Below are 25235 nucleotides of genomic sequence, written 5' to 3'. Positions count from 1 at the left end.
GTTGTTCCATGCGGATATGGATTCTCCGACAACTGTGACGAGAAGGACCGGCGGCCCTGCCTTCGCGCGTAGCTTGGGCGGAGGCGGGGCCGCTGGCTTGCTTGCCTAACGCCTTCTCGCTTTGGAAGACAATTCGGCCGCACCGTAGCTGTTGTCTTCCGGGTTGACCGTGACCCCGGGTGCGACGATTTTATCGATCCGGTCCAGGACGTCCGCTGGAAGAGTGACGTCGGCGGCGGGAAGATACGTCTCGAGCTGTTCCATCGTTCTCGGTCCGATGATCGCGCTCGTGATCCCTGGATGGTTCAGAACGAAAGCAATCGCCATCTCAATGAGCGACATTCCCGCTTGCTCCGCGAGCAATGCCAGGTCTTCGACCACGGTGAGCTTCCGCTGGTTAGCTTCCACGGACATATCGAACCTGGCGCCGGGGCGTGCTTGAGAGGCCGGCACGGACGCGCTGTTCTCGCGCCAACGACCCGACAGCCAACCACCCGAAAGAGGGCTGTAGGAGAGAGTGCCCATACCGTAGCGGCGCACTGTCGGAAGCACGTCCTCTTCAATGCCCCGAACGAGGATCGAATAGGGCGGCTGTTCGGTGACGAAACGCTCGAGATTCCGCTCGCGCGAGGCCCACTGGGCCTCGACAATCTGCGATCCCGAATAGGAGGACGAGCCGATGTATCGGACTTTCCCCTGCCGCACAAGGTCGGTTAGCGCGCCGAGCGTCTCCTCGACGTCGGTGTGCGGGCTCGGACGATGCACCTGATAGAGGTCGATATGGTCGGTTCGTAGCCGGCGGAGGGAATTTTCGACTTCCCGCATGATCCAAAGACGTGACCCGCCTCGCGCGTTCGGGTTCTCGCTCATCGGCATGAAGAATTTCGTGGCCAGGAAGATCTCGTCACGGCGACCCTTGAGAGCTTGGCCGACGATCTCTTCTGAGACACCGCCGGAGTAGACGTCCGCGGTATCGACGAAGTTGATGCCGGCGTCCAACGCTCGATGAATGATACGGGTAGCGTCGTCGCGGTCATCATTGCCCCAAGGGCCGAACATCATTGCCCCGAGACACAGAGGACTGACCGATACACCGGTACGGCCGAGAAGACGGTTTTCCATCGCATACCTGCTTTCACTGTTTGACCATCCGCGAGAATTTTCGGGGAACTGCGCCCCTGGACGTACGTATTTGATGCCGATCGCGGCGGAGGCCTCTTCCTTTGAGGCTAGAAGGGAAGGTAGATACGAACAAGGCACTGCCAGTGCGCGTATCGGTCGAAAGCCTCAGCGCCCCGATGCCAGGCCACATCGAAGAGCCCCGCCCGTGAATCCACGAGCGGAGCTGTTGATATCAGTCCTGCGATATACGTCTAGGTGGACGCGGGTGGACTCATACCGAACACCTGGCAGAGGTTCGAGCGGCTCGGTTCCCTCTGGGAGCAGGCGAAAGTCGGTCTTGGCGACGAATCGCGAAGTGCCGTCGAGTACGAACCCGGCGCCGTCGTTGGGGATGAGCACTTCACCGGAAAGCCAGTCGGCCTCGGCTTCTTGGTCACCGCTGAGCCCATATTTCCTCTCATCCGAGAGTAAAACCCGGGCCCGCACTCAAGCACGAAGTGATCGAGTTCTAACACACTGCTGGTTCGCCTGCGAGTCAAAGGCTGGGCACCGATCTCCAGGTGCACGACACTTTTTCCGTTCGGGATCAACGTGCAGAAAAGGGCACTGCCGTCCACCTTCAGAAAATGGTGTCGTGCCCGCCCGTCAAGGTAACTGACCCAGCGTCCGCCGGGGACCCGATTGTGACGACGATCTTGCCCTGGACTCCCCCAGCCTCAAGCCTGGCCTGCGCGTCGCCGATGCGCTCAAGGGGATAAACGCTGTCAATGACCGGTCGCAGGTGTCCGTCCTCTGCGAACCGGGCAACCTCCTCAACTAATGCGGCGGTCGGATGACCTCGAAAGAACTGGATACGGCGTTTGCCGAATATGCGGGAGACGGCGATTCCGCCCAGGCTTCGCATCTTATGTTCTATGTCGAAGGAGATTGTGACCAGCCGCCCGTGAGAGGGGATCAGTCGCCGCAATGCCCATAAATCGGTTCCCCTGGCATCGAAAACTACGTCGTACGTTCCAATCGACGCCAGCGATGTGCGATAGTCAATTACTTCGTCCGCCCCGAGAGCGCGCACGAACTGTTCACTTGTGGGACTAGCTAAGGCTGTAACGTGCGCGCCATACATATGGCCGAGTTGTATGGCGATGCTTCCTACTCCGCCCGCAGCACCACGCACCAGTAACCGCTCACCACGGCGCAGTTGTGCTTTGTCCCGAAGTCCGACGAGGGCAGTTGTTGCACCAGACAACAGACTCACTGCATGGGTTGCATTCCACTCTAGAGGCATCCGTGCGATCCTCCCCGAGTCAACCGCGACCAACTCAGCAGCAGAACCGGCTGAGCCGAGTTCATCGACAGTTCCCCATACCCAATCTCCTACGGAAAACCCCGTGACACCGTCGCCGAGCTCGACGACTTGCCCGGAAAAATCAATGCCAACGAACCTGGGAAGAGACACGCGAGCAATCGTCCGCAGCTTGCCCTGACGTTGCCAGATTTCTCCGGCGTTCACTGTTGTCGCCGCGACTCGGATAAGAACCTGCCCGCTCGCTGCCTCAGGAGTTGGTATACGCATCACCTCCAACACCTCTGGGCCTCCATAGCGCCGGAATCCTGCCGCTTCGATCGTCACGATTTTGATCTCACTCTCGTCTCGATGTCCTTCGTACATGTGACACTAGCCAGAGAAGTGGGCAAGGTGCCCCTTTCCTAGCAAAGCGAGAGAATGACGCTGTCAACCCTCTCAGATTGAAGGCTCTCGTGATTGAAAAAAGTGGACGCAAGGATGCCCGTCGAAACCGCGCTCGCATCGTGGCCGCAGCACGCAAGGCGTTCGCCGACGATGGGCTTGACGCTTCGACCGTTATGATCGCGCGTCAAGCCCATGTCGGCACCGCTACGCTGTACCGCCATTTCCCGACGCGTCTCGACCTGATCGATGTTGTGTTTGACCAAGAGGTCGAGCATTGCTTGTCTCTACTCGCCGACGCCGCCAGGTCCTCAGACCCTTGGCAGGGACTGCGTGAGGCAATCGATGCAGTTGTCGACCTCGAACTCGCCGTCCCTGGCCTCGCGACCCGGATCGCTGGCAGTGAGCGGTCCGCGCCCCTACTCGTTGGTTTTGACCGTCGCGTGCAGCAGGACCTTACGCTCCTCGCCACTCGTCTCCGCGATGTGGGACGGGCCCGCACTGACCTCGTCGGTAAGGACATAGAACTCCTCATTGCGAGCGTCCGAACGATCGCAATGAGATGGCATACCCATGCCAGAGCGCGTTGCCGACGCTTCTCCACGATTATGATTGAGGGACTGAAAGAGCGCCCTTGACGGGGCTAGCTAGCCTCGACATTTCATGGGTGTTCTGCGTTGAGTGCGGACGGCGGCTGATCGTGCAGGACTCCCGTACCAAGACCGGCCGCGTATACAATACTTCGTCTGCCACCGCCGCCGCGACTCTCTCCGCCGGCGACGCAAAGCCCGGCCAACCGCTCAGGTCGAGCAACGAGTCGAAGCCCTGTACCGCACGATCGATTTGCCCCCACCAGCGCGAGCGCATCGAGCACGTCGTGCTCGCTACCCTCCACCGGCAGCAGGCGGAAAACAACGAGCGGCCCGAAGACATCGCCGAGGGACACAAACAGAAGTCGTGGTTGCTGGGTGGCTTGGTCGAGCATCGTGGCGAGTTGTGCTGCGGGATCGGCCTGGTCTTCACCGGGCGTGAGGCGCGGTGCGAGCGCGGTGAACGCCGCCGCTGACCCCACCCGCCCCGCTTACTTCCGCAAGCACAGGCGCACCGAGCTGGGACACGTTGGGGCCTGAGGCTCGGTCACCCCCGATTAAGAACGCATCCGCAGCGAAGCCGCAAACAAACTCGAACGCCTCACAGTAGAAGCCCTCGACCGAAGTAGCACAAATCCAGGGCGTGCTCGGGCAGGTATGCGGCACCCTCGCGGAGTCCACGAACGATGAGCAGAAGCTGCTCGCAGGCCAGAAGGCCAAGCTCGAAGCCGAACGCCTCAAGCTCGTCCAAGCCCACTACGCCGACGCGATTCCCATCGACCTACTCAAGACGGAACGAGACCGCATCCGCGCCAGCCTCCAAGCGATCACCGGCCTCCTCGGCACCTTGGAAACGACCTACGACAAGGCCAAGGTCGCACTCGATGCCGTCCTCGGCCTCCTCACCGACATCGACGAGGTCTACGCCAAGGCAGAACCGTCCGAACGACGGATGCTCAACCGGTCCCTGTTCGACCGCATCACCATCGATGACGAGGACGACGCTACCCTCGAACCCAACGAAGCGATCCAGACGATCCTCGCCACGAAACCCAAGCCACACAACGAAAGAACCTTGCCCCGCGATGATGCGGAGCAAGGTTCTTTCGTTGTACTTTACGTGGAGCTGAGGGGACTCGAACCCCTGACCCCCTGCATGCCATGCAGGTGCGCTACCAGCTGCGCCACAGCCCCAAGAACTTCTATAGCTTAGCAGAGCTCGTCGCCGGATGCGGAATCCGGGCGACGAGCCAGCCGGTCTCAGTCCAGGTCCACTACCTCAAACTCGAGCAGTCCCTCGGAGTTCGAAACCGTGGACTTGGGGTCCCTGGGTTGGCGTTGCGAGGCCCACGCCTGGAAACTCGCTTCATCGGCCCACCGCGTCACCACGAAGTATTCCTTCTGTTCGCCGGCGGGGCGGAGAAGTTCGAATCCTTCGAAACCTGGGGCGGAATCCACGGAATGCTTGCGTTCGGCGAATCGACGCTCGAGTTCCTCGTTGGCCCCGGATGGAACGGACAATTTGTTGATTTTGACGACGGTCATCGTCGGCCTCCTTGTACGTTGATACGTCCATTTTAGGCCGGATCCGACATATACGTCCTGGTCGCCTCCGGCCGCGACGGGCCATGAACGAGGTCCGCAAGCGTCAGAGTCGGGCACTATTAAAAACCATCCCCCGATAACCTTTTTGGTCATCGGGGGATGGTATCCACGAGTGGAGCTGAGGGGACTCGAACCCCTGACCCTCTGCATGCCATGCAGATGCGCTACCAGCTGCGCCACAGCCCCATATTTTCATTGACAATCAATGATTTATTTGTTGCCAGCGTCGGCAACTCCTCTACTATACGAACACCGTGGGGCGGGGCGCAAACCGACGGAACGTGATGTGCCCCACCCTGAGCGGGTTCCGTTTAGGAGCGAGGCTCAGGTGCAAGCTCGCTCGCGTCCGGCAGCTCCTCGACCTCGTCGAGCTCGCTCTCCACGCCCAACGGGATGCGGGGAGCTTCGGCCCAGAGCCGGTCCAGGGCGTAGAACGCGCGCTCTTCCTCGTGCTGAACATGCACGACGATGTCGCCGAAGTCGAGAAGCACCCAGCGTCCGCCGGATTTTCCTTCCCGACGCAGCGGTTTGATATCGAGCTGCTCGCGCAATTGGTCCTCGACCTCGTCGACGATCGCGTCGACAAGCCTCTCGTTCGAGGCCGAAGCTATTAGAAAGCCGTCGATCAGGCCCATGATCTCAGAAACGTCATACGCGTTGAGTTGGGTAGCCTGCTTGGACTCTGCGGCACGGGCCGCAAGCTTGATGGCATCGACTGATTCTTGTGTTGCGGTCATGGTGTCCTTTCGGGACGGTTGTGCGGCCTCGTCAGATGAGGAAGATGATTCCCAACACCACGGCCACAATGAGAAGTAGAAGAACAACGGTGATCAAAGCGATCCGCCCACCGGATTTCGGAGCCTTACGGTCCATTCCGGACAGGTCCAGCCCGTGGGCATCCATCGCCCGGACGGGCTTGACGTCCGCGGGCTCCGACTCGGATGCAACCGTCGATTGGCTCGGCTCCGCCACATCGGCATCGCCCTGTGAACGAGACGAAGGACTGTCAGCCGACGAAGACTCCGCGTCCTCGACCTCGGTCGTGTTGGACCGACCGCCCACGGGCTCATCCTGCGAAGCGACCGAAAATTCGGCGGCCGGAGAGGGTTCCACGTTGTCCGGAGCTGCCTCAACCTGGGATGCAGCCGCACCCTGACCGGAGACGGACCCTTGCGAAGTAGAAGAACTTGCCGGTCCCAGGACCACGGGAACCCCCATAGTCACCGGGCCCAGAATGTGCTCATCGTAGTCGCGTTTGATATCTGTACTGCTGAATCCGGAAAGGTGCGCAGGGTTGATCGACAGACTAGGTGTGTCCGCAACGGTGCCGGACTCCCCCAGGATGTGCCGTTGGACGGCGTTGAGGACGTCCTCTTCCTGGAACTGGACCGCAGAGGCGTCCGCGGCGATCAAGGTCTCGAATTCGTCGTCCTCGCTGAGCTCCACGAACTCGCCGTTCTCATTCAGTGCCCCGGCCAGTGCCTCGAACCGGTGCTGAATCTCCAGAACCTCTGGCGGCGGCTCGTGGACAGGAACAATCGGAACGCCCTGGGTGTGGAGCGGCGGTTCTCCCCTGACCTCAGACAGGTGCTGACGCCGGTAGCGGGCAAGGCGACGCGGACCATACGCCTCCGGTGCCGGAGGGACCTTCGTTCCGTCCTCCGCCACGTACACCTTTTCCGGATCCGAATAAATATCGGTGGTGGTGGGAAGATTGCTACTCAGCTGAAACTCCTTGACGTGTCCGCTCGTCGCGCATGTTAATGTGCTCTTCTCGAGTCTACCGGGGTTGTCATAGCATCGTGATCCCCCGGCAGGCGATCAGGATTCCGACGATTGTTGTCGTCACCGGAATCCTCGTGCGGATCATACAGGTTGTACTTGTTGATGTACTGGACGACTCCGTCCGGCACGAGATACCACACGGGTTTTCCCGCTGCGGACCGTCGTCGCACGTCGGTAGAAGAGATCGCCATGGCTGGGACCTCCAGAAGCCCGACTCCATCCCCATGATACGGCGCAGACAGCTCGTGGCCAGGCCGGGTCACTCCTACGAAGTAGGCGAGATCCCACATTTCTGCGGCGTCCTTCCACGACAGAACCTGCGCCATCGCGTCCGCCCCGGTGATGAAGAACAGATCGGCATTGGGGCGAATCTCACGCAAGTCGCGGAGGGTGTCGACCGTGTAGGTCGGTCCGGGACGATCGATATCGACTCGCGAAACAGTGAACCGAGGATTCGAGGCCGTCGCGACCACGGTCATGAGGTACCGATGTTCCGCCGAGGAAACTTGTTTGTCCGCTTTCTGCCACGGTTGACCCGTGGGCACAAATACGACTTCGTCGAGATCGAAGACGGATGCGACCTCACTCGCGGCCACAAGGTGCCCGTGGTGAATGGGGTCGAACGTGCCGCCCATGACGCCCAGGCGAGTACGCCCCGGGCGGCGAGGGGGAACGGGCAGGCCGTCGGCGGTGGTGGCTTTGAGCTGAGGATTCATGGAACACAGAACCGGGACCGCGCGCTGCGGAACGCCTGCGCGGGCCCCGGTCTCCCTATGACCGTCGTCTAACGGTGGTGCTTTTCGTTGTACTCGGTCATTGCGTCTTGTTCATCCGGTGAGATCTCGGCGGGATTGGACAAGCCATCGCGACGGACCCCACGGCCCGAGAAGGAAACAACGACCAACAACATGAGCAAGAAGAGGCAGAAGAAGATCACGGCAACCAACCAATGGGGAATACCGAGGTCGTAGCCGGCGCTTTCTTCCGCGACGGTTGCGGAGGCCAGAATGGCTGAGTTGAGCATGTGCCTAATGATCCCTTCCGGCGTGCCGCCCAGGGCGACCGCCGCTTAATTCCGGTGCGATGAAGTCACCCCTAGTTTAGCCCCTTGTGTGGCCTTCTCCTCGCACAACCCATTGTGAGGAAGTCAATTGAGCCAAACCCATCGGCCCGCGGGCATGGAGCTTCTGCGTCGAAATTCCGACCTCGGCTCCGAGCCCCAGCTCGCCTCCGTCGGTAAACCGCGTAGATGCATTGACCATCACGGTCGCCGAATCGATGCGAGCGACGAACTCATCAGCCTTTCGGAGGTCATTGGTGATAATGAGTTCCGTGTGACCGGTCGAGTACCGCTGAATGTGATCCAGGGCCTCGTCCATCGAATCCACGACACGAACGGACATTTCCAAAGCGAGACTCTCTGAGTCCCAGTCGCCGTCTTCCGCTGCAACGACCTGACCTGAGTATCCTCCGGCAAGCGCTGCGGCGGCTTCGTCGACGTGCAGGCGGACGTCGGCATCAAGAAGGCCTGTGAGCACGGCCTCAGCCGCCGGGGCGTCCTTCTGGATCAGCAGGGTCTCGGCCGAGTTGCAGGCTGAGGGACGGTGGATCTTGGAGTTCACAACCAACGGAACAGCATTTTCTTCGGTCGCCGTGGTGTCAAGGTAAATGTGCACATTGCCCTCGCCGGTTTCGATCACCGGGACGCGCGCGTTGTTCACGACGGACTGGATGAGGTTTCCGCCGCCTCGGGGAATCAGCACATCGACCTTGCCGCGCGCGAGCATCAAAGCGTTGGCCCCGTCGCGGCCGTACTCGTCGACCGATTGGACGCAATCCATGGGCAGGCCCGCGGAGTCGAGGGCATCGCGGATTACGCCGACCAGGGCTTTGTTGGTTTCAAGCGCTGCGGAGCCGCCCCGCAACATGGCAGCATTTCCGGACTTGAGGGCCAGGCCAGCAATATCGACCGTGACGTTCGGGCGAGCCTCGTAGATGGCTCCGACGACGCCGAGCGGGACGCGAACCCGGGAAACCCGAAGTCCGTTGGGCAGGATCTGGCCGTCCAGGACCTCGCCGATCGGATCGACCTGCGAGGCCAAGTTCTTGAGCGCCTCGATCAAACCGTCGATGCGGTCGTTGTTGAGCGTCAGCCGGTCAACTAGGTTCTCGGCGAGCCCTTTCTCCTTGCCACGGGCGACGTCAGCCTCGTTCGAGCGAAGGATGACTTCGCGTTGGGCATCGATCGCCTCGGCGATACGGAGCAACGCCCGGTCTTTCCGGCTTCGGTCCGCGGTGGCCAGCGTGCGTGAAGCCGCGCGGGCGTCATCGGCCAGCGCATTGACCGCAGACTGGATGTCGTCCGGAACGGAAAAAGTGGACTCTTGTGCCTGTACGTTTTGGCTCATGACCCCAACCTTAGCGGGAGCGTCGTTGGGAATCAGCCGCTTTCACTCTGAGTAAAAGCCACTGCCCTCCCCAACGACGCCACTCTCCCTCCCCTCACGGGCGGAGCGCATCCCCTAGAGGTTCAATACTTACGGCGTAAAAGAGCGAGATTGTCGACGTGGACCAGCACACCGTCGAATCCCTCCCCGAGCTCGTCGAGGGCGTCATCGGTATGTTTGCCTGCCGTCTTGGCGCAATCCTCGCTCGAATACGCGGCGATGCCATGGGCGATAGTCTTCCCGTTCGGCGCCTTGAGCGCGATGGCCTCTCCCGGCCGGAAGATGCCTTCGACTTTGGTGACACCGGCGGCGAGCAGTGAGGTGCGGCGACGAATGGCTTTGACGGCACCGTCGTCCAGAGTCAGGGCTCCCTTGGTCTTGGCCAATTGGGCCAACCACACCAGTCGGACCGAGCGGCGCCCGCCCGTCGGCTTGAACCAAGTGCCGACGTCCTGGCCTTCGAGAGCTGCTGCTGCATTGGCCGTGGAGGTTACCAGCGCCGGAATCCCGGAGCTGGAGGCGATCTTGGCTGCCTCAACCTTGGTGACCATGCCGCCGGAGCCGACGCCGGCTCGACCGATCGTACCGATTTCCACGCCTTCGAGGTCCTTTTCCGGATCCGTCACTTCCGGAATCCGCTCTCCGCCTTCCGCAGGGTGCTTGGTGTAGAGAGCGTCCACGTCCGACAAGAGCAATAAGGCGTCCGCCTTGATGGTGTGGGCCACCAACGCAGCGATGCGGTCGTTGTCCCCGAATTTCAGCTCGTGGGTCGCGACGGCGTCGTTTTCATTGACGATCGGAAGCACGTTGAGGTCCAACAGGCGTTCCAACTGCCGGTGTGCGTTGTGGTAGCGGTTGCGGTGCATGAGATCCTCGGCCGTGACCAGGACCTGCGAAATCGTGACGTCGTACCTGGTGAAGAGCTCGGTGTACCGGGTCATGATCAGTGACTGCCCCACCGAGGCTGCAGCCTGCTGTGTGGCGAGGTCCTTGGGACGACGGCTCAACCCCAAGGGAGCCAGACCCGCTGCGATGGCGCCCGAGGACACGAACACCACCTCGACGTTGCGCGCATGGGCTTTGGCCAAGACATCCGTGATCGTCGCGACTGCCAACTCGTCCAATGAGTTGGCGATCGAGGTCAGAGACGATGAGCCGACCTTGACCACCACGCGCCGCGCCTTGGGAATGTCCGACCTGCTCTCAATGGGGCTGATTCGGTTCTTCCCGCGGTTTTCCGCGGAACGCTGTACCTCAGTCCTCTTGAGTTTGCCTCTAGCCTTGCTCATGCCCTGATTCGTCTCCTTGCGTGTCGCTCGTCCCGGCCGCTGACTCCCGTGCTTTGCGTTCCCGCCTTTGTTCCACGGATTCGGTCCATTTGCCCGCGAGGCGCTCGGATTCCAGCTCGTCACGTGCCGCAGCTCGTGCGTCCTTTCGCTGCTGGTAGTCCTCGCGCTTCTCAGCACGCGTGGGCCGAATGAGTTCTTCGAGACGGACGTCGGATCCGCGTGGACTCGTCAGATTCTCCGCACCGGTCACCATAGTCGGCTCCCAATCGAAGATCACTGCGTCCGCCTCTGATCCGATGACCACGGCGTCGCCGGGTTTGGCGCCCTGTTTGAATAATTCGTCTTCCACACCGAGCTTAGCGAGACGATCGGCCAAGAACCCCACTGCTTCATCATTTGAGAAATCGGTTTGCTTGATCCAACGCTCCGGCTTCTCACCCAGCACGCGGAAGAGCGGCTCCAAATTCCGTTCTTCATGACGGATCGTGAACTCGGATTCTCTCTTGCGGCGGTGGCCTCGGGGCCGGATGACGGCCGGGGCCGGCTCCTCGACCTCCGTCTCGGCTTGATGGGCGCGAGCTTCCTCGACAAGCTCTGCCATGGCGAAAGTCAGTTCGCGCAGCCCTTCGTGCGAGGCCGTGGAAATCTCGACGACCCGCAGTCCGCGGTCCTCAAGATCGTTTCTCACGAACTCGGCCAATTCACGAGCTTCCGGAACATCGATCTTGTTCAGAACCGCAATGTGAGGCCTTTCGACCAGTGGAGTTGAGGTTCCCGCCGAAGGATCCACCTCATATCGCGAAAGTTCCGCGTTGATGGTCTCGAAATCGCTGATGGGGTCCCTACGGGGTTCAAGGGTCGCGCAGTCGATCACGTGCACGATGGCGGCGCAGCGCTCAACGTGACGCAGGAAGCGGTGGCCGAGGCCCTTCCCGTCCGAGGCACCCTCGATCAGGCCGGGTACATCGGCCACCGTGAAGCGGGTATCCCCCGCTTCCACAACGCCCAGATTGGGCACCAACGTGGTGAACGGATAGTCGGCGATTTTGGGGCGAGCAGCACTGATCGCAGCGATCAGCGAGGACTTGCCGGCAGACGGGTAGCCAACCAAGGCGACGTCGGCGATCGACTTCAGCTCGAGAACGATGTCCCGCGTCTCGCCGTCCGTACCGAGGAGAGCGAAACCAGGAGCCTTGCGCTTGACGGAGGCCAGCGCGGCATTTCCGCTGCCGCCTATTCCGCCGTGGGCCGCGATGAATTCATCGCCTTCACGCACGAGATCCGCCAGGACCTCTCCCTCTTTCGTCTTGACGACGGTCCCCTGCGGCACGGAAAGGATAAGATCCTCACCGTGGCGACCGTGGTTGAGAGCGCCGCGCCCGATGTCTCCCTTGGGAGCCGTCTGATGCGGGGAGTGATGGTATTCCAGCAATGTGGTCGATTGACCGTCAACCCGGAGGATCACATTGCCACCGTGACCACCGTTGCCACCGTCAGGTCCGCCCAAAGGCTTGAACTTTTCTCGACGCACGGACACGCAGCCGTCGCCGCCCGCCCCGCCGCTGGCGTGCAAAACGACCCTGTCCACAAAATTCGCCACACAAACTCCTCGAACTGACACGTGCGCTTTTGGTGATTCTAACGATTTTAAACGAGAAAAGAGGGCGTGCGCTGCGAATGAGCACATGCCCTCTCATCTCTGCCGGTCAAAATGGCCGGGCAGTGAAGCAACGAGTGAGTTACTCGGCCGCTTCCAAAATGTTGACGACCTTACGACCCCGACGACGGCCGAATTCGACCTGGCCAGCGGCCAGAGCGAAGAGCGTGTCGTCTCCCCCGCGGCCGACGTTGTCGCCCGGGTGGAAGTGGGTACCGCGCTGGCGGACGATGATCTCGCCGGCGTTGACGGCCTGGCCGCCAAAGCGCTTCACACCCAGGTACTGGGGGTTCGAGTCGCGACCGTTACGGGTTGAGCTTGCACCTTTTTTATGTGCCATACCTGCCTACCTTCGGTTAAAATTTTCTGACGGAAAACCGTGCTGTCGGTTACTAGGCGTTGATGCCGGTGATCTTGACCTTGGTCAGATCAGCACGGAAGCCCTGGCGCTTTTTGTAACCGGTCTTGTTCTTGTACTTCTGGATAACGATCTTCGGACCACGCAGGTCCTCGACCTTCTCTGCAGTGACCTTTGCGGATGCCAAGCTCTTGGCATCTGCAGTGACCGACTCGCCGTCGACCAGCATCAGCACGGGCAGCTCAATGGTGCTGCCGGCCTCGCCGGCGACGCGGTCAAGGGTCACGAGGTCTCCGACGGAAACCTTTTCTTGGCGGCCGCCAGCGCGGACAATCGCGTACACCACTTGGGAACTCACTTCTCTCGACGTTATATGTACAAAGTTTCTAGGGAGGGCGCCTGCTCAGACGACCCCTCACTGAGACGGAGGGCCGGCCTTCTCGCTTCCAACGGCATAAACCGCGGGCATTGCGCTCTCATGCTCATCTCCCGTCTCAGCCCGCTTCGAACGGCCCGGACCATAACGCCCGTCATGAGGTGGCAATGAGCACCGACTAACAAGCCTACGGTACCGCACGAAGACGGGCAAGTGGAGGTGATGCGTGTCGCCGTCGTTCATGGGCGACCCGCATCACATTCCTCTACTCCGGGCGCCGGATTTCGGAAGCCTTGACTCCTACGCCCAGCATCGGGACATCCTCATTCGACGACGAGGTCTCGGCGGCAGCCGAATACGAGGCTGTGGACACGGATCCGCCCTGGGCCTTTCCGCTCTCACCCGCTTGGATCGTTCCCCCGACTCCCGTGCTCGAGGCCGCACGCCGACTCCGTCGCTTCTTCGGTTGAGTGGCCTGGGGCGCGGTTGCGGCCTTCTCAGCAACAGGTTCCGGCGTATTCGACGGCTGCCCGGGCGTCGCAACGCCGGTCAGATTCTGATCATTCTCCGGCTCCACAACCGCCCGTGACGTCTTGCGCCGCGGAGTATCTCGCTGCTGCGGCTTGTCGGAACGCTGTTGATCAGCCTTTTTGTCCTGATTCGATTCCTGCGCAGGTTTCTTACGACGTCCGCCGCGGCCACCGGGCTTCATGTCCTGAAGCGCCTCGAGTGCCGCACGACGCGCCGCTTCTGCGCCTTCTCGACCTGAGCGGTTCCGAGCAGCATCACGACGTCCGCGTCGGACCGGACGAACTTCACGATCCTGCTGGTCCTCTTCCGAAGCCTCCGCCTCGGAAACCGGCTCCTCCGAATTGTCGAGGTTGCTTGAGGCCCCCTTGTTTTCGAAAGCTGCCGCGAGAGAATCGAGACTGAACGAGCCTTGCTCGCCGTAGGACTCTTGCTCCTCGTCCACCTTGGAGCCTTGAGGCAGGCTGACGACCTCACCCTGAATCGTCACGACGGCGTCCGGCTCACCCTCGGCTACACCCTTCTGGTGACCGCTCGAACGGTCCTGGCCGGAAGCGTTGTCGGAGGCCTGGGCCTCGTTGGACCCAGTCACGGGACTGCGGTCCTTATTTCGCTTGCGGCGCTTGCGCTTCTTCGCGGACTTCGATTCGCCCGATTCGGGTGTGTGCTGTCCACGGTTGAGTGAATCTTCACCGGTTTCGGAGGATTCTGAGTCTTCCTGATGAGAGGAAGCTGCCGCTATATTCGCCAGAGCATTGCGCGCGGCCTCGGCCTTCGCCTCGTCCTGCTTCGGGTGCTCGTCGTGATTGCGCTGTTTGCCGCGGTCCTTATTGCGCTTGCGGTCGTTTCGACCGTTGTGCTCTGTCCCTGCACCGCCGGCGCGACCCTTGAGCGGCTGGTCGTGGACGATGACGCCCCGGCCTGCGCAGTGCTCGCACGTCTCGGAGAAGACCTCCAGAAGGCCCGTACCCATGCGTTTGCGCGTCATCTGGACCAAACCAAGCGAGGTCACCTCGGCGACCTGATGTTTGGTCCGATCCCGACCCAGGCATTCGATGAGTCGACGCAGGACAAGATCGCGGTTCGATTCCAGAACCATGTCAATGAAGTCAATGACGATGATTCCGCCGATGTCGCGCAGACGCAGTTGACGGACGATCTCTTCGGCGGCCTCCAGGTTGTTCTTGGTCACGGTTTCTTCCAAGTTTCCGCCGGAACCGGTGAACTTTCCCGTGTTGACGTCGATGACGGTCATCGCCTCGGTGCGATCGATCACCAAGGAGCCTCCGGAAGGCAAGAAGACCTTGCGATCAAGTGCCTTGGAAAGACCTTCTTCAATGCGGTAATGGTCGAAGAGGTCTTCCTCGCCATCCCACTTCTTGAGTCGGTCGATCAGATCCGGTGCCACATAGGTCACGTACGCCTCAATGCTGTCCCACGCTTGGTCGCCCTGAACGACCATGGCGGAGAAATCTTCGTTAAAGACGTCGCGAACCGTCTTGATGGTCAGGTCCGGCTCTTGGTAGAGCATCTCCGGAGCCAAGGTCTTCTTGGACTTGGACTTGGACTCGATGTCTTCCCACTGCGCGCGCAATCGGTTGATGTCATGGGCCAGCTCTTCTTCGGCAGCACCTTCTGCGGCCGTGCGGACTATGACTCCCGCCCCGTCCGGCAGTTTGTCCTTGAGGATCTTCTTGAGACGGGCCCGCTCGGTATCCGGCAATTTACGGGAGATGCCCGTCATTGACCCGCCCGGTACGTAGACCAGAAAACGGCCGGGGAGAGAGACCTGGGAGGTCAAACGCGCACCCTTGTGCCCGATGGGGTCCTTGGTCACCTGGACCAGAACCGAGTCCCCTGATTTGAGCGCGTTCTCGATCTTGCGAGGCTGGCCATCGAGTCCGGAGGCGTCCCAATTGACCTCGCCGGCATACAAGACGGCGTTGCGCCCGCGACCGATGTCTACGAATGCGGCTTCCATGGACGGAAGTACGTTCTGGACCTTGCCTACGTAAACGTTGCCGATGAGCGAGTCCTGCTGGGTTTTGGACACGAAGTGCTCCGCCAGGACGCCGTCTTCCAGAACGCCGATTTGGATCCGATCGTCTTTCTGACGAACGATCATCTGGCGTTCAACCGATTCACGACGGGCTAGGAACTCCGCTTCGGTGATCACATGACGACGCCGTCCGGAGGCGCGGGAATCGCGGCGACGCTGACGCTTCGCTTCGAGCCGCGTCGAACCCTTGACCGAAGTGACCTTATTCGAGGCCGCCCCCTCGGTCAGACGCGGCGTCCGGACCTTGGTCACGGTGTTGGGCGGGTCGTCGTCGTTCCCGCCCGTCAGTTCGAGGTCTTCTCCACCCCGCCGTCGACGGCGACGGCGGCGGGAAACGACTTCGCCGTCTTCGGTCGAGTCGTCTTCCTCCGGTTCTTCGTCGTCTTCGTCGGAGTCCTCGTGCTTTTTCTTGGCCGAGGCTGCGGCTTTGATTTCGTCGAGGTCCGGAGCGTGGAAAAGAAGAGAAGTCGGAGACAACGCAGCTACTGGAGTGCTCGGTTCTTCTTCCTCCCCCGCTTGGTGTTCTTGTCCCTGCCCCGAAATATCGGATTCGGCCGGCTGAGAAGCCTCGGGCGTTCCGGATTCCTGGCGCTCGACGTCGGTTTCGGCGGTCTCCTGCGAATTCGCTTCGGGGGCGTTCGTGGGTTCGTCCACTTCGGCCCCGCCTTCTGCGGCGGTGCCTTCGTTCTGCATGCTCATGTTTAGTTAGTACTCCTATGGAGCCGATCCCGAGCCGCACCCGCGATCTGGCCATTCAAGTCGGTCCTGCCGCGATCTACGCGACGACCGGAAGTCGTTCTCTACCCGGGTGGGGCTCATCGAGCCTGCGCTGTGGAGATGCCGGCGAAGGGCTCCACACGGGCCAATGGATCCGCCGAGCTTCGCATCTCGCTGAAGTCTTGTGCAAAGGTGGTCTTCGCTTCGTTGTCCGAAGCGGTGCACGGCACCTGTCGGCGTCACATTGGGCTTCGAGCCGCGTGCGGCGCGGCTCTCACCTCTCTCAGTATCGCACAGCCAAGCCTTGGCTCGCTGTTCATTGAATTGCCAGCGACCTTTGAGACGAATTCGTAACACCTCAAGTACTACATTCACGTTGCCTCGATAAGATGAATCCGTACGTGCACAGAAGGTTACTGTGCGGAACCGACCCCAAGGAATGACCAGTGAGCACATCCAGCGTCGATCCCGCGCCACGGCGTCGCGCGAATCCGTCGATTTCGAGCACCACCGATGCACGTGAAAAACCATTTGCTTGGCTTCTGGTCACCACAGGCGCTATTGGGTTCATAGCCTCCGCGGCGTTGGTCTTCGAGAGGCTCCAGGTATTTCTCGACGCCGGACACAAGTCCAGTTGCGATATCAATGCACTTCTCAACTGCGGAACCGTGATGCGTACACCGCAGGCCGAACTCTTCGGGTTCCCCAACCCTTTCATCGGGATCGTGGCCTACGCCGTCATCCTTACGATCGGCGTGGGACTCTTCGCAGGAGCTCGCTTCGCACGCTGGTACTGGATCTGCGTCGAAGTGGGAGTGCTCCTGGGGTCACTCTTCACTTTTTGGCTGTGGTACGAGACCACCTTCCAGATTGACGCTCTGTGCCTCTACTGCATGATCGTTTGGATCGTTCAGACCGCGTTGGCGGTCAATGTCACCATGCGGAATATCCGAACAGGGGTGATTCCCGTATCTCCCCGCTTGGCCGAGTCGCTGCCCGGATGGTCCTGGTTCCTCGTCATTATGATTCTCTTGGTTCTCTTCGGAATCATCTTCATCCGGTTCTTCTCTAATATTCTTTCAATGATTTGAGCCAGTCTCTCAACGACGAGGCCCCCGCAGACTGCGTCTGCGGGGGCCTCGTCGTTAATTTCCATAGGGCGTCGCGCCCGGGCGTGTCTAGCCGAACCAGATGCCGATCTCGCGTTCGGCAGACTCGGGCGAGTCCGAACCATGAACCAAGTTCTTCTGGACTTTCTCTCCCCAGTCCCGGCTGAGATCCCCACGAATGGTTCCGGGGGCCGCAGCGGTGGGGTCCGACGGTCCCATCAAGGTCCGAACGGACTCGATGACGCGGTCGCCCTCAACCACTGCCGCCACCACGGAGCCGGACATCATGAATTCGAGGAGAGGCTCATAAAAGGGCTTGCCCTTGTGTTCCTCGTAATGCTGCTCGAGGATCTCACGGGTTGGCGTGAGCTTCTGGAGCTCAACAATCTTGTAACCCTTGGTTTCGATGCGGGACAGGATGGCGCCGATGAGATTGCGCTCGACTCCATCGGGTTTGACCAGGACCAGCGAACGTTCGGACATCAATGAACTCCTAAATATGGGGTAAGTCTCCGCTCTCGATCCTAACGGGGCGGAAGAGGCGCGTTGCCGTGACCCCGATCTCATTCAAGACGGAGGTGCCGAAAGTTATGGTTCCAGCAAGCAGCGAATGCGGGTGCAGTCTCTCGAGAAGACGGTCCCGAGATGCGATCCGTAGGCGACCCTCCGTTTCGGCCGAGAGATCGTAGTCCAAATGATCGCTCACAAGGGGTACGAAGAAATGCTCGACGCTCCGGTCCTCGAGCCACCGAGCCATCCCCTCAATATTTTTGGTCGTGGGAACCGACCAGTACACTGTCGATACCTCGCCCCAGCGTTCTTCGGCCCGTTCGACCGCCGCCGCCAGACCTGACGGATCGATGCACGCGTCGAGGCAGAATTCGGCCCCATTCCGAGTCACATAAAACTGCCCTCGACCGGGCCGGTCCAATTCAACGGTGCCCGAATACGGTTCCCGTCCCAGTACCCTCGCGGCGTACTTGGCCAGTTCACACCCCAAATTCTGATTCTGGCTCAGGAAATCTCCGGCCGGAATCTCGTGCGGTTCAACAGCACGACTCGCGCAAAGAGAGCGCATCACGTCTGTCACAACGCTGTCCTGCGGAACGGTGAAAACAATGTCGCGAGGTCGGATCAGGCCGAACTTCTCTCGCGCAACATCGGCCAGAGTAGGTCCGAATACATCCAGATGCTCGGGAAATACGCTCGTAAAACCCACGGCCAGGCGGTCGAAAACGGAGATTTCGTCGTGCGAGCCGCCCATCCCGGCTTCATGGACGATCACATCCGCTCCGTTCGCCTGAAGCATCGCATGGCCCATAACCGTGAACAGGCCCGTCGGCGACAGGTAACCGTCGGGCTCGACGTAAGCGCGACGAACGGCGTCTTCGGTTCGCCAGAGCCACCGGTTGTACTCGTCTACACCGACTACCATTCCGTCCAGGCTGAACCGGTCAAGATTCGACAGAATGCCCGGGGACGCGACCAAACCGGTCCGGAAACCTGCGGCGCTCAGGTACGCCGCGGCGGTCGCCGCCGTCTGGCCTTTGCCTTTGGATCCCGTGACGAGCACGGTAGGTGTGGACTGCGTGCCGCCAAGGGACTCGAGCACGGACCGGGCAGCGGCGACATCACGATGAAGGCCAGGCCTTTTCCGCCCCCACGATCTGAAGATTGCCTCTGATTCGAGCTCCAGATCGATCTGTGCGGGGTCGGGTTCTCCGGCGTCGCCGCCCACCCATGGGTTCATCCGGTCAGGCCTGCCCGTGGGTGCGCTCCCACTCCTGCTCGGCTTCCCAGCGTTCCTTCTTCTCTCTGTCGATCTTGGTACCCGTAACCATGGAGTACCACCATGCCGCAAGGAAGCAGAGACCGACGATGAACATCGCGGGAAGAAGGAAGCCGGTAGCAACCAAGAGCAATTGGAGGATCCAGCCCATCGCGTACCCCCACGACTTCCTCAGGACCGCACAGTTGTAGACGAATGCCGCAGCCAGGACGATTCCCCCGACCATCACCGTGATCTTGGTTCCGGTACCAGAATGCAGGTGTTGAAGACCGAAATACGCCAATGTCCCGAAGAACACGACGAAGGCCTCTAGCAGAAGCACCGTCGAGGCGAACATGACTTTGACCGAGCCGGGTTTCTTGACCTGGCCGGGACGCCACTCGCGTTGTGCCTTTGTCAGGCGTGCCATGTGATCCTCCTACCGTCCGAGAAGTACGCGTGCTTCGCCGACGACGGTGACCGAACCCGTGATCAGCACGGCGGCGTCCAACTCTTCACGGGCTGCGGCATCCGAAATCGCCGCAACCGATGCGTCGTCGATGCGTTGATGGATTTCGATCGCGTCTTCGTCGAAACCTGCGGTCAACGCGAGATCAGCGAGTTCCTCGGCGGGAATGGCCCGTGGTGACGTCGATGCCGTCACGTACAACCGCGTTTCGAAATCCGTGGACTCCGCGTACTGTTCCCGCATGATCTCGAGCATCCCCAGCGCGTCCTTGTCTCTCAGGATTCCTACGACAAGGTTCAGTTGCCTGATATCGAAGGATTCACGAACCGCGGCAGCGGAAGCGACTATTCCATGGGGATTGTGCGCTGCATCCAGCACCACGACCGGGGCGGTTCGGACGACCTCGAGCCGGCCGGGTGAGGTGACCTCTTCGAAAGCCGTACGGATGAGATCAATAGACAGCTCTTTCTCCCCGCCTCCCAACAACGCTTCGACGGCGGCAATCGCCAGGGACGCGTTCTCGGCCTGATGCTCTCCGAACAGTGGGAGGGCCACATCGGGGTATCGAGCAGCCAACCCCTGTATCGTCACGACCTGGCCGCCGACCCCCGGGGTCCTTTCCGTCACGCCGAATTCGACGCCTTCGAAACGGAATTCGGCCTCGCGCTCTCGGGCCCGACCCAGGAGAATCTCCGCCACCGAAGGCTGTTGGGCGGCCGAGACCAGGAAACCGGCGGCTTTGATGATGCCGGCCTTCTCCGAGGCGATGTCCTCAACCGTGTCTCCCAACATGTGAGTGTGATCCAGATCGATAGGAGTCACCACGGAAACCTGCGCGTTCGCAACGTTCGTGGCGTCCCACTCTCCGCCGAGGCCGACTTCCAGGACCATGATGTCCACCGGGGCATCGGCAAAGATCGCGAACGCCAATGCCGTCATGGCTTCGAACTCGGTCAGAGGTACATCGCCCTGATCCGCCAAACGCTGGTCGACGAGCTCCAGGGAAGGACGAATTTCGTCCCACACCCGGACGAACGTGCGGTCATCGACGGGTTCGCCGTCCACGCAAATACGTTCGTTGACGCGCTCAAGATGCGGCGAGGTGTACCGGCCGGGGCGCAGATCATGGGCCATCAGAAGCCGTTCCACGAGACGAGCCGTGGACGTCTTTCCGTTGGTCCCGGTGATGTGGATGACCGGGGCACTATGTGCCGGATCTCCGAGGAAATCCATGGCCATCCGCATCGCATCCAGCCGCGGAGCGATCTGAGTCTCCGGCGCTCTTCCCTTGAGCTCCGCGAAGATGGATTCGACCGAAAAGGCGTCGTCACTCGTCTCCCCTGAATCATCCGACGTCGGCGAGGCCACATCGGCGTCCTCGTCTAGGTCGATGTCTTCTGCTTCCTCGATGTCCTCCGGGCCCAACGGGCTCAGCTCCTCGGGAAGGTCCTCGGACGGGTCCTGGGAATCGTCGTCGTTGAAAGGTTGGTCGCTCATGCATCACTCTTTACGGTTTCGTCGGCTACCGTTTCCACGGTCACGGACGGTTGTGAGTCTTCTTCCAAGACCAGTTCGGTCGTCAGAGTCTCCCCCGCGACCAGTTTTTCATTCGCACGCAGCGCCTGGACGACCTCAGCCGAATCACGAACGACCGTCCGAATCCGATCGGAGACCTGAAGACCTGCGTCTTTCCTCGCTTGCTGGATCACACGAACCATGTCGCGGGCAGTTCCTTCCGCCTGCAGGTCAGGCGTGAGTCGAGTATCGAGCACGATGAAACCACCGTCGATGACTGAGACTGCTTGGTCCGCGTCGTTGCCCTCTGCGACCACGGTTTCCAGTTCGTACTCACCTTCGTGCAGGGCAAGGCCGGATTCCAGCGTCTCGCTGCCCACGACGACGGTGCCATCCTGCTCGACCTTCCAGTCCCCGGACTTCGCAGCCTTGATGGCGACCTGGACCTGTTTTCCCAAACGAGGTCCCGCAGCCCGAGCATTGACCTTGAGACTGCGCGAAATGCCATACGACTCCGCCGAAACCTCCTCGGACTCCAAAACGATGACCTTCTTGATATTCAGTTCAGAGGCGATGATGCTGGCGAATGTGCCAGCCAGCTCCTTGCCCCGGGGAACTGCGACCGTCATGGTTGCCAAGGGCTGACGAACACGAAGGTTCTCGGCCTTCCGCAGAGCCGAGCCGGCCGAGCAGATGGATCTGGTGGTCTCCATCAGGTCGATCAGATCGTGCTCCTGCGCCAGGACCCCCTCCTTCGGCCAATCCGTGAGGTGTACGGAACGGCCTCCGGTCAACCCGCGCCAGATCTCTTCGGCCTCCATCGGCAGCAAAGGGGCTGCGATACGGCACGCGGTCTCCAAGCATGTGTACAGAACGTCGAATGCCGCGATGTCTTCGTCGAAGAAGCGCTCGCGTGAGCGACGCACGTACCAGTTGGTCAGGGCATCTGCGTAGACGCGGAGGTGCTCGCACGCGCTCCAGACGTCGTACCGCTCGAAATCCGCCGTGGTTTCTTCGATGAGCTGCCGCGTCTTCGCCAAGATGAAACGATCCATCACGTTCTCGCACGAATACCGGAAGCGAGCGTCGTAGCCACGACCGTCGAAAGCCGCGTTCGAGTACAACGTGAAGAAATGATAGGCGTTCCACAGAGGCAGCATGACCTGCCGAACGCCCTCACGAATTCCGCGTTCGGTGACGATCAGATTGCCGCCGCGAAGGATCGGTGAGGACATCAGGAACCAGCGCATCGCGTCGGATCCGTCTCGGTCCAAGACCTCGGTCACATCCGGGTAGTTCTGCAGTGACTTGGACATTTTCTGTCCGTCCGAGCCGAGAACGATGCCGTGGGAGATCACATTGGTGAAAGCCGGGCGGTCGAAGAGCGCCGTAGCGAGGATGTGCAGAGTGTAAAACCATCCACGGGTCTGCCCGATGTATTCGACGATGAAATCGGCCGGGTAATGGTTCTCGAACCATTCCTTATTCTCGAATGGATAGTGAACCTGCGCGTACGGCATCGATCCGGAATCGAACCACACGTCGAGCACGTCAGGTACACGACGCATTGTCGATTTCCCGGTGGGGTCATCGGGGTTCGGACGAGTCAGCTCGTCGATGAACGGGCGATGCAGATCCGGCTTCCCCTCGTGGTTGAGCGGCATTCTGCCGAAGTCTGCCTCCAACTCGGCGAGCGATCCGTAGACGTCCGTCCGCGGATAATTCGGATCGTCCGAGACCCATACCGGGATCGGCGAGCCCCAATACCGGTTTCGAGAAATCGACCAGTCGCGAGCGTTGTCCAGCCACTTGCCGAACTGACCGTGCTTGACGTTTTCCGGGATCCAGTTGATGTCCTCGTTGAGCTCGACCATCCGGTCCTTGAACTCGGTGACGGAGACATACCACGAGGTGATGGCGCGGTAGATCAGAGGATTCCGGCACCGCCAGCAATGCGGATAGGAGTGAACATACGATTTCTCCCGCAACAGCACGGCCTTGGAACGCAGGTGCCTGACGATCGGCGTATTGGATTCGAAGACCTGCAGTCCGACGATGTCTTCGAGCTCGGTACCAGTGAAGAGGGGCAGCACTTTCGCTCCCTCATCGATCGTCAGGACGACGGGGATTCCGTAGCGTTCGCAGGTTGCTTGGTCGTCTTCACCGTAGGCCGGGGCCTGATGAACGATCCCGGTGCCGTCCGTCGTCGTAACGTAATCGGCCAGCAGGATCTGCCACGCGTTTTCGGTCGGGTATTTGTCGGTGTCGGCGAAAGTATCGAAAACCGGTTCGTAGCGAATCCCTTCCAGATCCTTGCCCTGGTAGTGGGTTTCGACGGCGCCCTGTGCCGCTTCGACGTCCTCGTAACCCAGATCCTGCGCGTAATCGGCCAGACGTTCGGCCGCAAGCAAGAAGCGGCTCGCCTCCGCGGCGGTCCCGTTGGGGCCGGCGGGGACGACGACGTAGTCAATCTCGGGTCCGACGGCCAGGGCAAGGTTGGCGGGGATCGTCCAAGGAGTAGTGGTCCAGCCGATGGCCGCAACTCCGGCGAGTTCATGGCTGATCTCGGAGTCACCGTCTTTGAGCATGAACGCGACCGTCACGGTGGGATCCTGACGGTCCTTGTAGACGTCATCGTCCATGCGCAGCTCATGGTTGGACAAAGGAGTCTCGTCCTTCCAGCAGTATGGAAGGACCCGGAACCCCTGGTACGTCAGTCCCTTGTCATGCAAGCGCTTGAAAGCCCAGATGACCGATTCCATGTACTCGACGTTCAACGTCTTGTAGTCGTTCTCGAAGTCGACCCAGCGCGCTTGACGGGTGACGTACTTCTGCCACTCGTCGGTGTACTTGAGGACGGCAGACCGGCACGCATCGTTGAATTTGTCGATGCCCATCTCTTCGATCTGCTGCTTGTCGGTCATACCGAGCTGCTTCATCGCTTCGAGCTCAGCCGGCAGGCCGTGAGTGTCCCAGCCGAAGCGTCGGTCGACTTTGTTTCCGCGCTGGGTCTGATAGCGGGCGACGAGATCCTTGACGTAACCGGTGAGCAAGTGACCGTAATGCGGCAACCCATTCGCGAAGGGAGGACCGTCGTAGAACACGAATTCTTCGGTAGAACCTTGACCGCGGTCACGCTGCTCAATGCTCTGAGCGAAGGTGCCGTCCTCGCGCCAATACTCGAGGACGCCCTCCTCCAGGGCAGGGAAAGAAGGGGAAGCCGGAACGGCATCCGAAGAGTTGCTGGTGGCCTTGGGATAGTGAGTGCTCACGCGGTCATCCTGGATCTCGAAATGGAACATTCGGTTGCGTCAGGACGCCGAAACGACGCGGTACCACCTCACTTGCCGAACAACTGGGACTGCCCGCGGTGGCCATGGAAAGGCCACCGCGGGAGTGTCTCAGCGGACTCGGCCGCTTCATGACGGCTGTCTCGGGCCTACCCGTCCGGGTCTAATAAGGCTGTATCTATTCCGTGAATTCCCGCGCCGCAACGCATAGGTGGGACATCACAGGTACTGCCCGTTCTTCCGGATTGCTCGCCGGTGATGGCCGGGTCTTCGCACTACCTCTCAGTCTAAGCAGTAGTGACATCCCTGTCTAACCCCTGACCGTGATTAAAATCGGGGCGCGGTATGAGCGCCGAGCGGGTGGTTCGATACCCAATACGACCATTCAGGCCACCATTGTCCCGAGCCTTACCGAGGCGGATTGCGGGGGTATCGGATTCACGGTCCTAGACTCGACGTATGACGACTTATCAGCAACGCAAAAGTGCACGTCGGTCCGCTCTCCTCCACGGCGCATTCTTGGCCACGGCGGGGACCCTGCATTTCCTCCGCCCTACAGTATTCGAAGGGCTGGTTCCGCCCCGCCTCCCCGGCTCGGCGCGGACATGGACCCTTGGCTCAGGCGTCGTGGAGCTCGGCGTGTCGGCCTTGCTGCTGATTCCCCACACTCGTCGCGTCGGAGGGCAAGCAGCCACGGCCCTGTACCTGGGGGTGTGGCCCGGGAACTTCAAGATGGCCTGGGATTACCGCCATGAGGAGCCTGCCCGCAAGGTACGAGCTTTCGGCAGGCTTCCGCTCCAGCTGCCTCTGATCACCTCAGCGCTCAAAATTGCTCGGCACGCGCGCTGACCGGATTCCTCGACG

General features: G+C 60.8%; 24 protein-coding genes and 2 tRNA genes. 4 read left to right on the top strand and 22 right to left on the bottom strand.

Annotated features, from left to right (window positions below):
* Positions 1-105: 105 nt before the first annotated feature.
* The gene (locus sake_RS06245) at positions 106-1122 is read right to left on the bottom strand and encodes an aldo/keto reductase (protein ID WP_178945630.1); all 1017 of its coding nucleotides are present in this window, start codon (positions 1120-1122) and stop codon (positions 106-108) included.
* A gap of 619 nt (positions 1123-1741) precedes the next feature.
* Positions 1742-2791: an NAD(P)-dependent alcohol dehydrogenase gene (locus tag sake_RS06240; RefSeq protein WP_178945629.1), complete on the bottom strand. Its 1050-nt coding sequence runs from the start codon at positions 2789-2791 to the stop codon at positions 1742-1744.
* Between the two features lie 89 nt (positions 2792-2880).
* Here sake_RS06240 and sake_RS06235 point away from each other — a divergent pair, with 89 nt between their 5' ends.
* Entirely contained in the window at positions 2881-3447 is a 567-nt protein-coding gene (locus tag sake_RS06235; protein WP_178945628.1) for a TetR/AcrR family transcriptional regulator, read from the top strand.
* The gene (locus sake_RS06230) at positions 3444-3875 is read left to right on the top strand and encodes a hypothetical protein (protein WP_178945627.1); all 432 of its coding nucleotides are present in this window, start codon (positions 3444-3446) and stop codon (positions 3873-3875) included. Before sake_RS06235 ends, sake_RS06230 begins: the two co-directional genes overlap by 4 nt.
* A 125-nt stretch (positions 3876-4000) precedes the next feature.
* On the opposite strand, the gene sake_RS06225 is transcribed toward sake_RS06230, so the two are convergent.
* From sake_RS06225 to sake_RS06155, 15 genes are all read right to left on the bottom strand, one after another.
* Complete coding sequence (locus sake_RS06225) at positions 4001-4150, bottom strand: hypothetical protein (protein WP_165000969.1); 150 nt, start codon at positions 4148-4150, stop codon at positions 4001-4003.
* 30 nt (positions 4151-4180) lie between these two features.
* Positions 4181-4498 carry a hypothetical protein gene (locus sake_RS06220; RefSeq protein ID WP_165000970.1) on the bottom strand — a complete coding sequence of 106 codons (318 nt, stop codon included), beginning with the start codon at positions 4496-4498 and terminating at the stop codon, positions 4181-4183.
* A gap of 22 nt (positions 4499-4520) precedes the next feature.
* Positions 4521-4593, bottom strand: a tRNA-Ala gene (locus tag sake_RS06215).
* Between the two features lie 66 nt (positions 4594-4659).
* Entirely contained in the window at positions 4660-4944 is a 285-nt protein-coding gene (locus sake_RS06210; protein ID WP_165000971.1) for an antibiotic biosynthesis monooxygenase, read from the bottom strand.
* 173 nt (positions 4945-5117) lie between these two features.
* A tRNA-Ala gene (locus tag sake_RS06205) sits at positions 5118-5190 on the bottom strand.
* Between the two features lie 125 nt (positions 5191-5315).
* The gene (gene rsfS / locus sake_RS06200) at positions 5316-5741 is read right to left on the bottom strand and encodes a ribosome silencing factor (protein WP_129359722.1); all 426 of its coding nucleotides are present in this window, start codon (positions 5739-5741) and stop codon (positions 5316-5318) included.
* A gap of 31 nt (positions 5742-5772) precedes the next feature.
* A complete protein-coding gene (locus tag sake_RS06195) occupies positions 5773-6672 on the bottom strand; it encodes a hypothetical protein (protein WP_129359723.1) in 900 nt (299 codons plus the stop codon).
* Between the two features lie 92 nt (positions 6673-6764).
* On the bottom strand, positions 6765-7505 hold the full coding sequence (gene nadD, locus sake_RS06190) for a nicotinate-nucleotide adenylyltransferase (RefSeq protein ID WP_129359724.1): 741 nt from the start codon (positions 7503-7505) through the stop codon (positions 6765-6767).
* A gap of 68 nt (positions 7506-7573) precedes the next feature.
* Complete coding sequence (locus sake_RS06185) at positions 7574-7813, bottom strand: hypothetical protein (protein WP_129359725.1); 240 nt, start codon at positions 7811-7813, stop codon at positions 7574-7576.
* Positions 7814-7889: 76 nt separating this feature from the next.
* Positions 7890-9197, bottom strand: a complete 1308-nt coding sequence (locus sake_RS06180; protein ID WP_129359726.1) for a glutamate-5-semialdehyde dehydrogenase — start codon at positions 9195-9197, stop codon at positions 7890-7892.
* A 122-nt stretch (positions 9198-9319) separates the two neighbouring features.
* Positions 9320-10525, bottom strand: coding sequence for a glutamate 5-kinase (gene proB / locus sake_RS06175; RefSeq protein WP_129359727.1), 1206 nt, complete (start codon positions 10523-10525; stop codon positions 9320-9322).
* Positions 10512-12125, bottom strand: coding sequence for a GTPase ObgE (obgE, locus tag sake_RS06170; RefSeq protein WP_178945626.1), 1614 nt, complete (start codon positions 12123-12125; stop codon positions 10512-10514). Before obgE ends, proB begins: the two co-directional genes overlap by 14 nt.
* 139 nt (positions 12126-12264) lie before the next feature.
* Positions 12265-12522, bottom strand: coding sequence for a 50S ribosomal protein L27 (rpmA, locus tag sake_RS06165; protein WP_129359729.1), 258 nt, complete (start codon positions 12520-12522; stop codon positions 12265-12267).
* Positions 12523-12574: 52 nt separating this feature from the next.
* Positions 12575-12886, bottom strand: coding sequence for a 50S ribosomal protein L21 (gene rplU, locus sake_RS06160; protein ID WP_129360143.1), 312 nt, complete (start codon positions 12884-12886; stop codon positions 12575-12577).
* Between the two features lie 295 nt (positions 12887-13181).
* On the bottom strand, positions 13182-16196 hold the full coding sequence (locus sake_RS06155; protein ID WP_371811978.1) for an Rne/Rng family ribonuclease: 3015 nt from the start codon (positions 16194-16196) through the stop codon (positions 13182-13184).
* Positions 16197-16666: 470 nt separating this feature from the next.
* Here sake_RS06155 and sake_RS06150 point away from each other — a divergent pair, with 470 nt between their 5' ends.
* Positions 16667-17311, top strand: coding sequence for a vitamin K epoxide reductase family protein (locus sake_RS06150; protein WP_238147613.1), 645 nt, complete (start codon positions 16667-16669; stop codon positions 17309-17311).
* A gap of 87 nt (positions 17312-17398) precedes the next feature.
* Here sake_RS06150 and ndk read toward each other — a convergent pair whose 3' ends face one another.
* From ndk to ileS, 5 genes are read right to left on the bottom strand one after another with little or no spacing between them, the layout of a single operon-like run.
* Positions 17399-17812, bottom strand: coding sequence for a nucleoside-diphosphate kinase (gene ndk, locus sake_RS06145; RefSeq protein ID WP_129359731.1), 414 nt, complete (start codon positions 17810-17812; stop codon positions 17399-17401).
* A gap of 10 nt (positions 17813-17822) precedes the next feature.
* Positions 17823-19079, bottom strand: coding sequence for a hypothetical protein (locus sake_RS06140; RefSeq protein WP_129359732.1), 1257 nt, complete (start codon positions 19077-19079; stop codon positions 17823-17825).
* Between the two features lie 4 nt (positions 19080-19083).
* The gene (locus sake_RS06135; RefSeq protein WP_129359733.1) at positions 19084-19527 is read right to left on the bottom strand and encodes a DUF4233 domain-containing protein; all 444 of its coding nucleotides are present in this window, start codon (positions 19525-19527) and stop codon (positions 19084-19086) included.
* Positions 19528-19536: 9 nt separating this feature from the next.
* Positions 19537-21063 (bottom strand): folylpolyglutamate synthase/dihydrofolate synthase family protein, encoded by a 1527-nt coding sequence (locus tag sake_RS06130; protein WP_129359734.1) that lies wholly within the window; start codon positions 21061-21063, stop codon positions 19537-19539.
* The gene (gene ileS / locus sake_RS06125; protein WP_243155746.1) at positions 21060-24353 is read right to left on the bottom strand and encodes an isoleucine--tRNA ligase; all 3294 of its coding nucleotides are present in this window, start codon (positions 24351-24353) and stop codon (positions 21060-21062) included. The genes sake_RS06130 and ileS overlap by 4 nt, the downstream gene beginning before the upstream one ends.
* Before the next feature lie 477 nt (positions 24354-24830).
* On the opposite strand from ileS, the gene sake_RS06120 reads away from it, so the two are divergent.
* The gene (locus tag sake_RS06120) at positions 24831-25220 is read left to right on the top strand and encodes a hypothetical protein (RefSeq protein ID WP_129359736.1); all 390 of its coding nucleotides are present in this window, start codon (positions 24831-24833) and stop codon (positions 25218-25220) included.
* The last annotated feature ends 15 nt before the right edge of the window (positions 25221-25235 follow it).

Origin of the sequence: Kocuria sp. TGY1127_2 (genome assembly GCF_013394385.1) — a bacterium.
Lineage (GTDB): Bacteria > Actinomycetota > Actinomycetes > Actinomycetales > Micrococcaceae > Rothia.
Note: the sequence above shows the minus strand (reverse complement) of the source record. Positions and strands in the feature narration are given on the sequence as shown.

Excerpts from the sequence above, each read along its gene's own strand:
- sake_RS06245 (WP_178945630.1), bottom strand. The coding sequence starts at position 1,122 with ATGGAAAACCGTCTTCTCGGCCGTACCGGTGTATCGGTCAGTCCTCTG.
- sake_RS06240 (WP_178945629.1), bottom strand. The coding sequence starts at position 2,791 with ATGTACGAAGGACATCGAGACGAGAGTGAGATCAAAATCGTGACGATC.
- sake_RS06210 (WP_165000971.1), bottom strand. The coding sequence starts at position 4,944 with ATGACCGTCGTCAAAATCAACAAATTGTCCGTTCCATCCGGGGCCAAC.
- rsfS (WP_129359722.1), bottom strand. The coding sequence starts at position 5,741 with ATGACCGCAACACAAGAATCAGTCGATGCCATCAAGCTTGCGGCCCGT.
- nadD (WP_129359724.1), bottom strand. The coding sequence starts at position 7,505 with ATGAATCCTCAGCTCAAAGCCACCACCGCCGACGGCCTGCCCGTTCCC.
- sake_RS06185 (WP_129359725.1), bottom strand. The coding sequence starts at position 7,813 with ATGCTCAACTCAGCCATTCTGGCCTCCGCAACCGTCGCGGAAGAAAGC.
- sake_RS06180 (WP_129359726.1), bottom strand. The coding sequence starts at position 9,197 with ATGAGCCAAAACGTACAGGCACAAGAGTCCACTTTTTCCGTTCCGGAC.
- proB (WP_129359727.1), bottom strand. The coding sequence starts at position 10,525 with ATGAGCAAGGCTAGAGGCAAACTCAAGAGGACTGAGGTACAGCGTTCC.
- rpmA (WP_129359729.1), bottom strand. The coding sequence starts at position 12,522 with ATGGCACATAAAAAAGGTGCAAGCTCAACCCGTAACGGTCGCGACTCG.
- sake_RS06155 (WP_371811978.1), bottom strand. The coding sequence starts at position 16,196 with ATGCAGAACGAAGGCACCGCCGCAGAAGGCGGGGCCGAAGTGGACGAA.
- ndk (WP_129359731.1), bottom strand. The coding sequence starts at position 17,812 with ATGTCCGAACGTTCGCTGGTCCTGGTCAAACCCGATGGAGTCGAGCGC.
- sake_RS06140 (WP_129359732.1), bottom strand. The coding sequence starts at position 19,079 with ATGAACCCATGGGTGGGCGGCGACGCCGGAGAACCCGACCCCGCACAG.
- sake_RS06135 (WP_129359733.1), bottom strand. The coding sequence starts at position 19,527 with ATGGCACGCCTGACAAAGGCACAACGCGAGTGGCGTCCCGGCCAGGTC.
- sake_RS06130 (WP_129359734.1), bottom strand. The coding sequence starts at position 21,063 with ATGAGCGACCAACCTTTCAACGACGACGATTCCCAGGACCCGTCCGAG.
- sake_RS06120 (WP_129359736.1), top strand. The coding sequence starts at position 24,831 with ATGACGACTTATCAGCAACGCAAAAGTGCACGTCGGTCCGCTCTCCTC.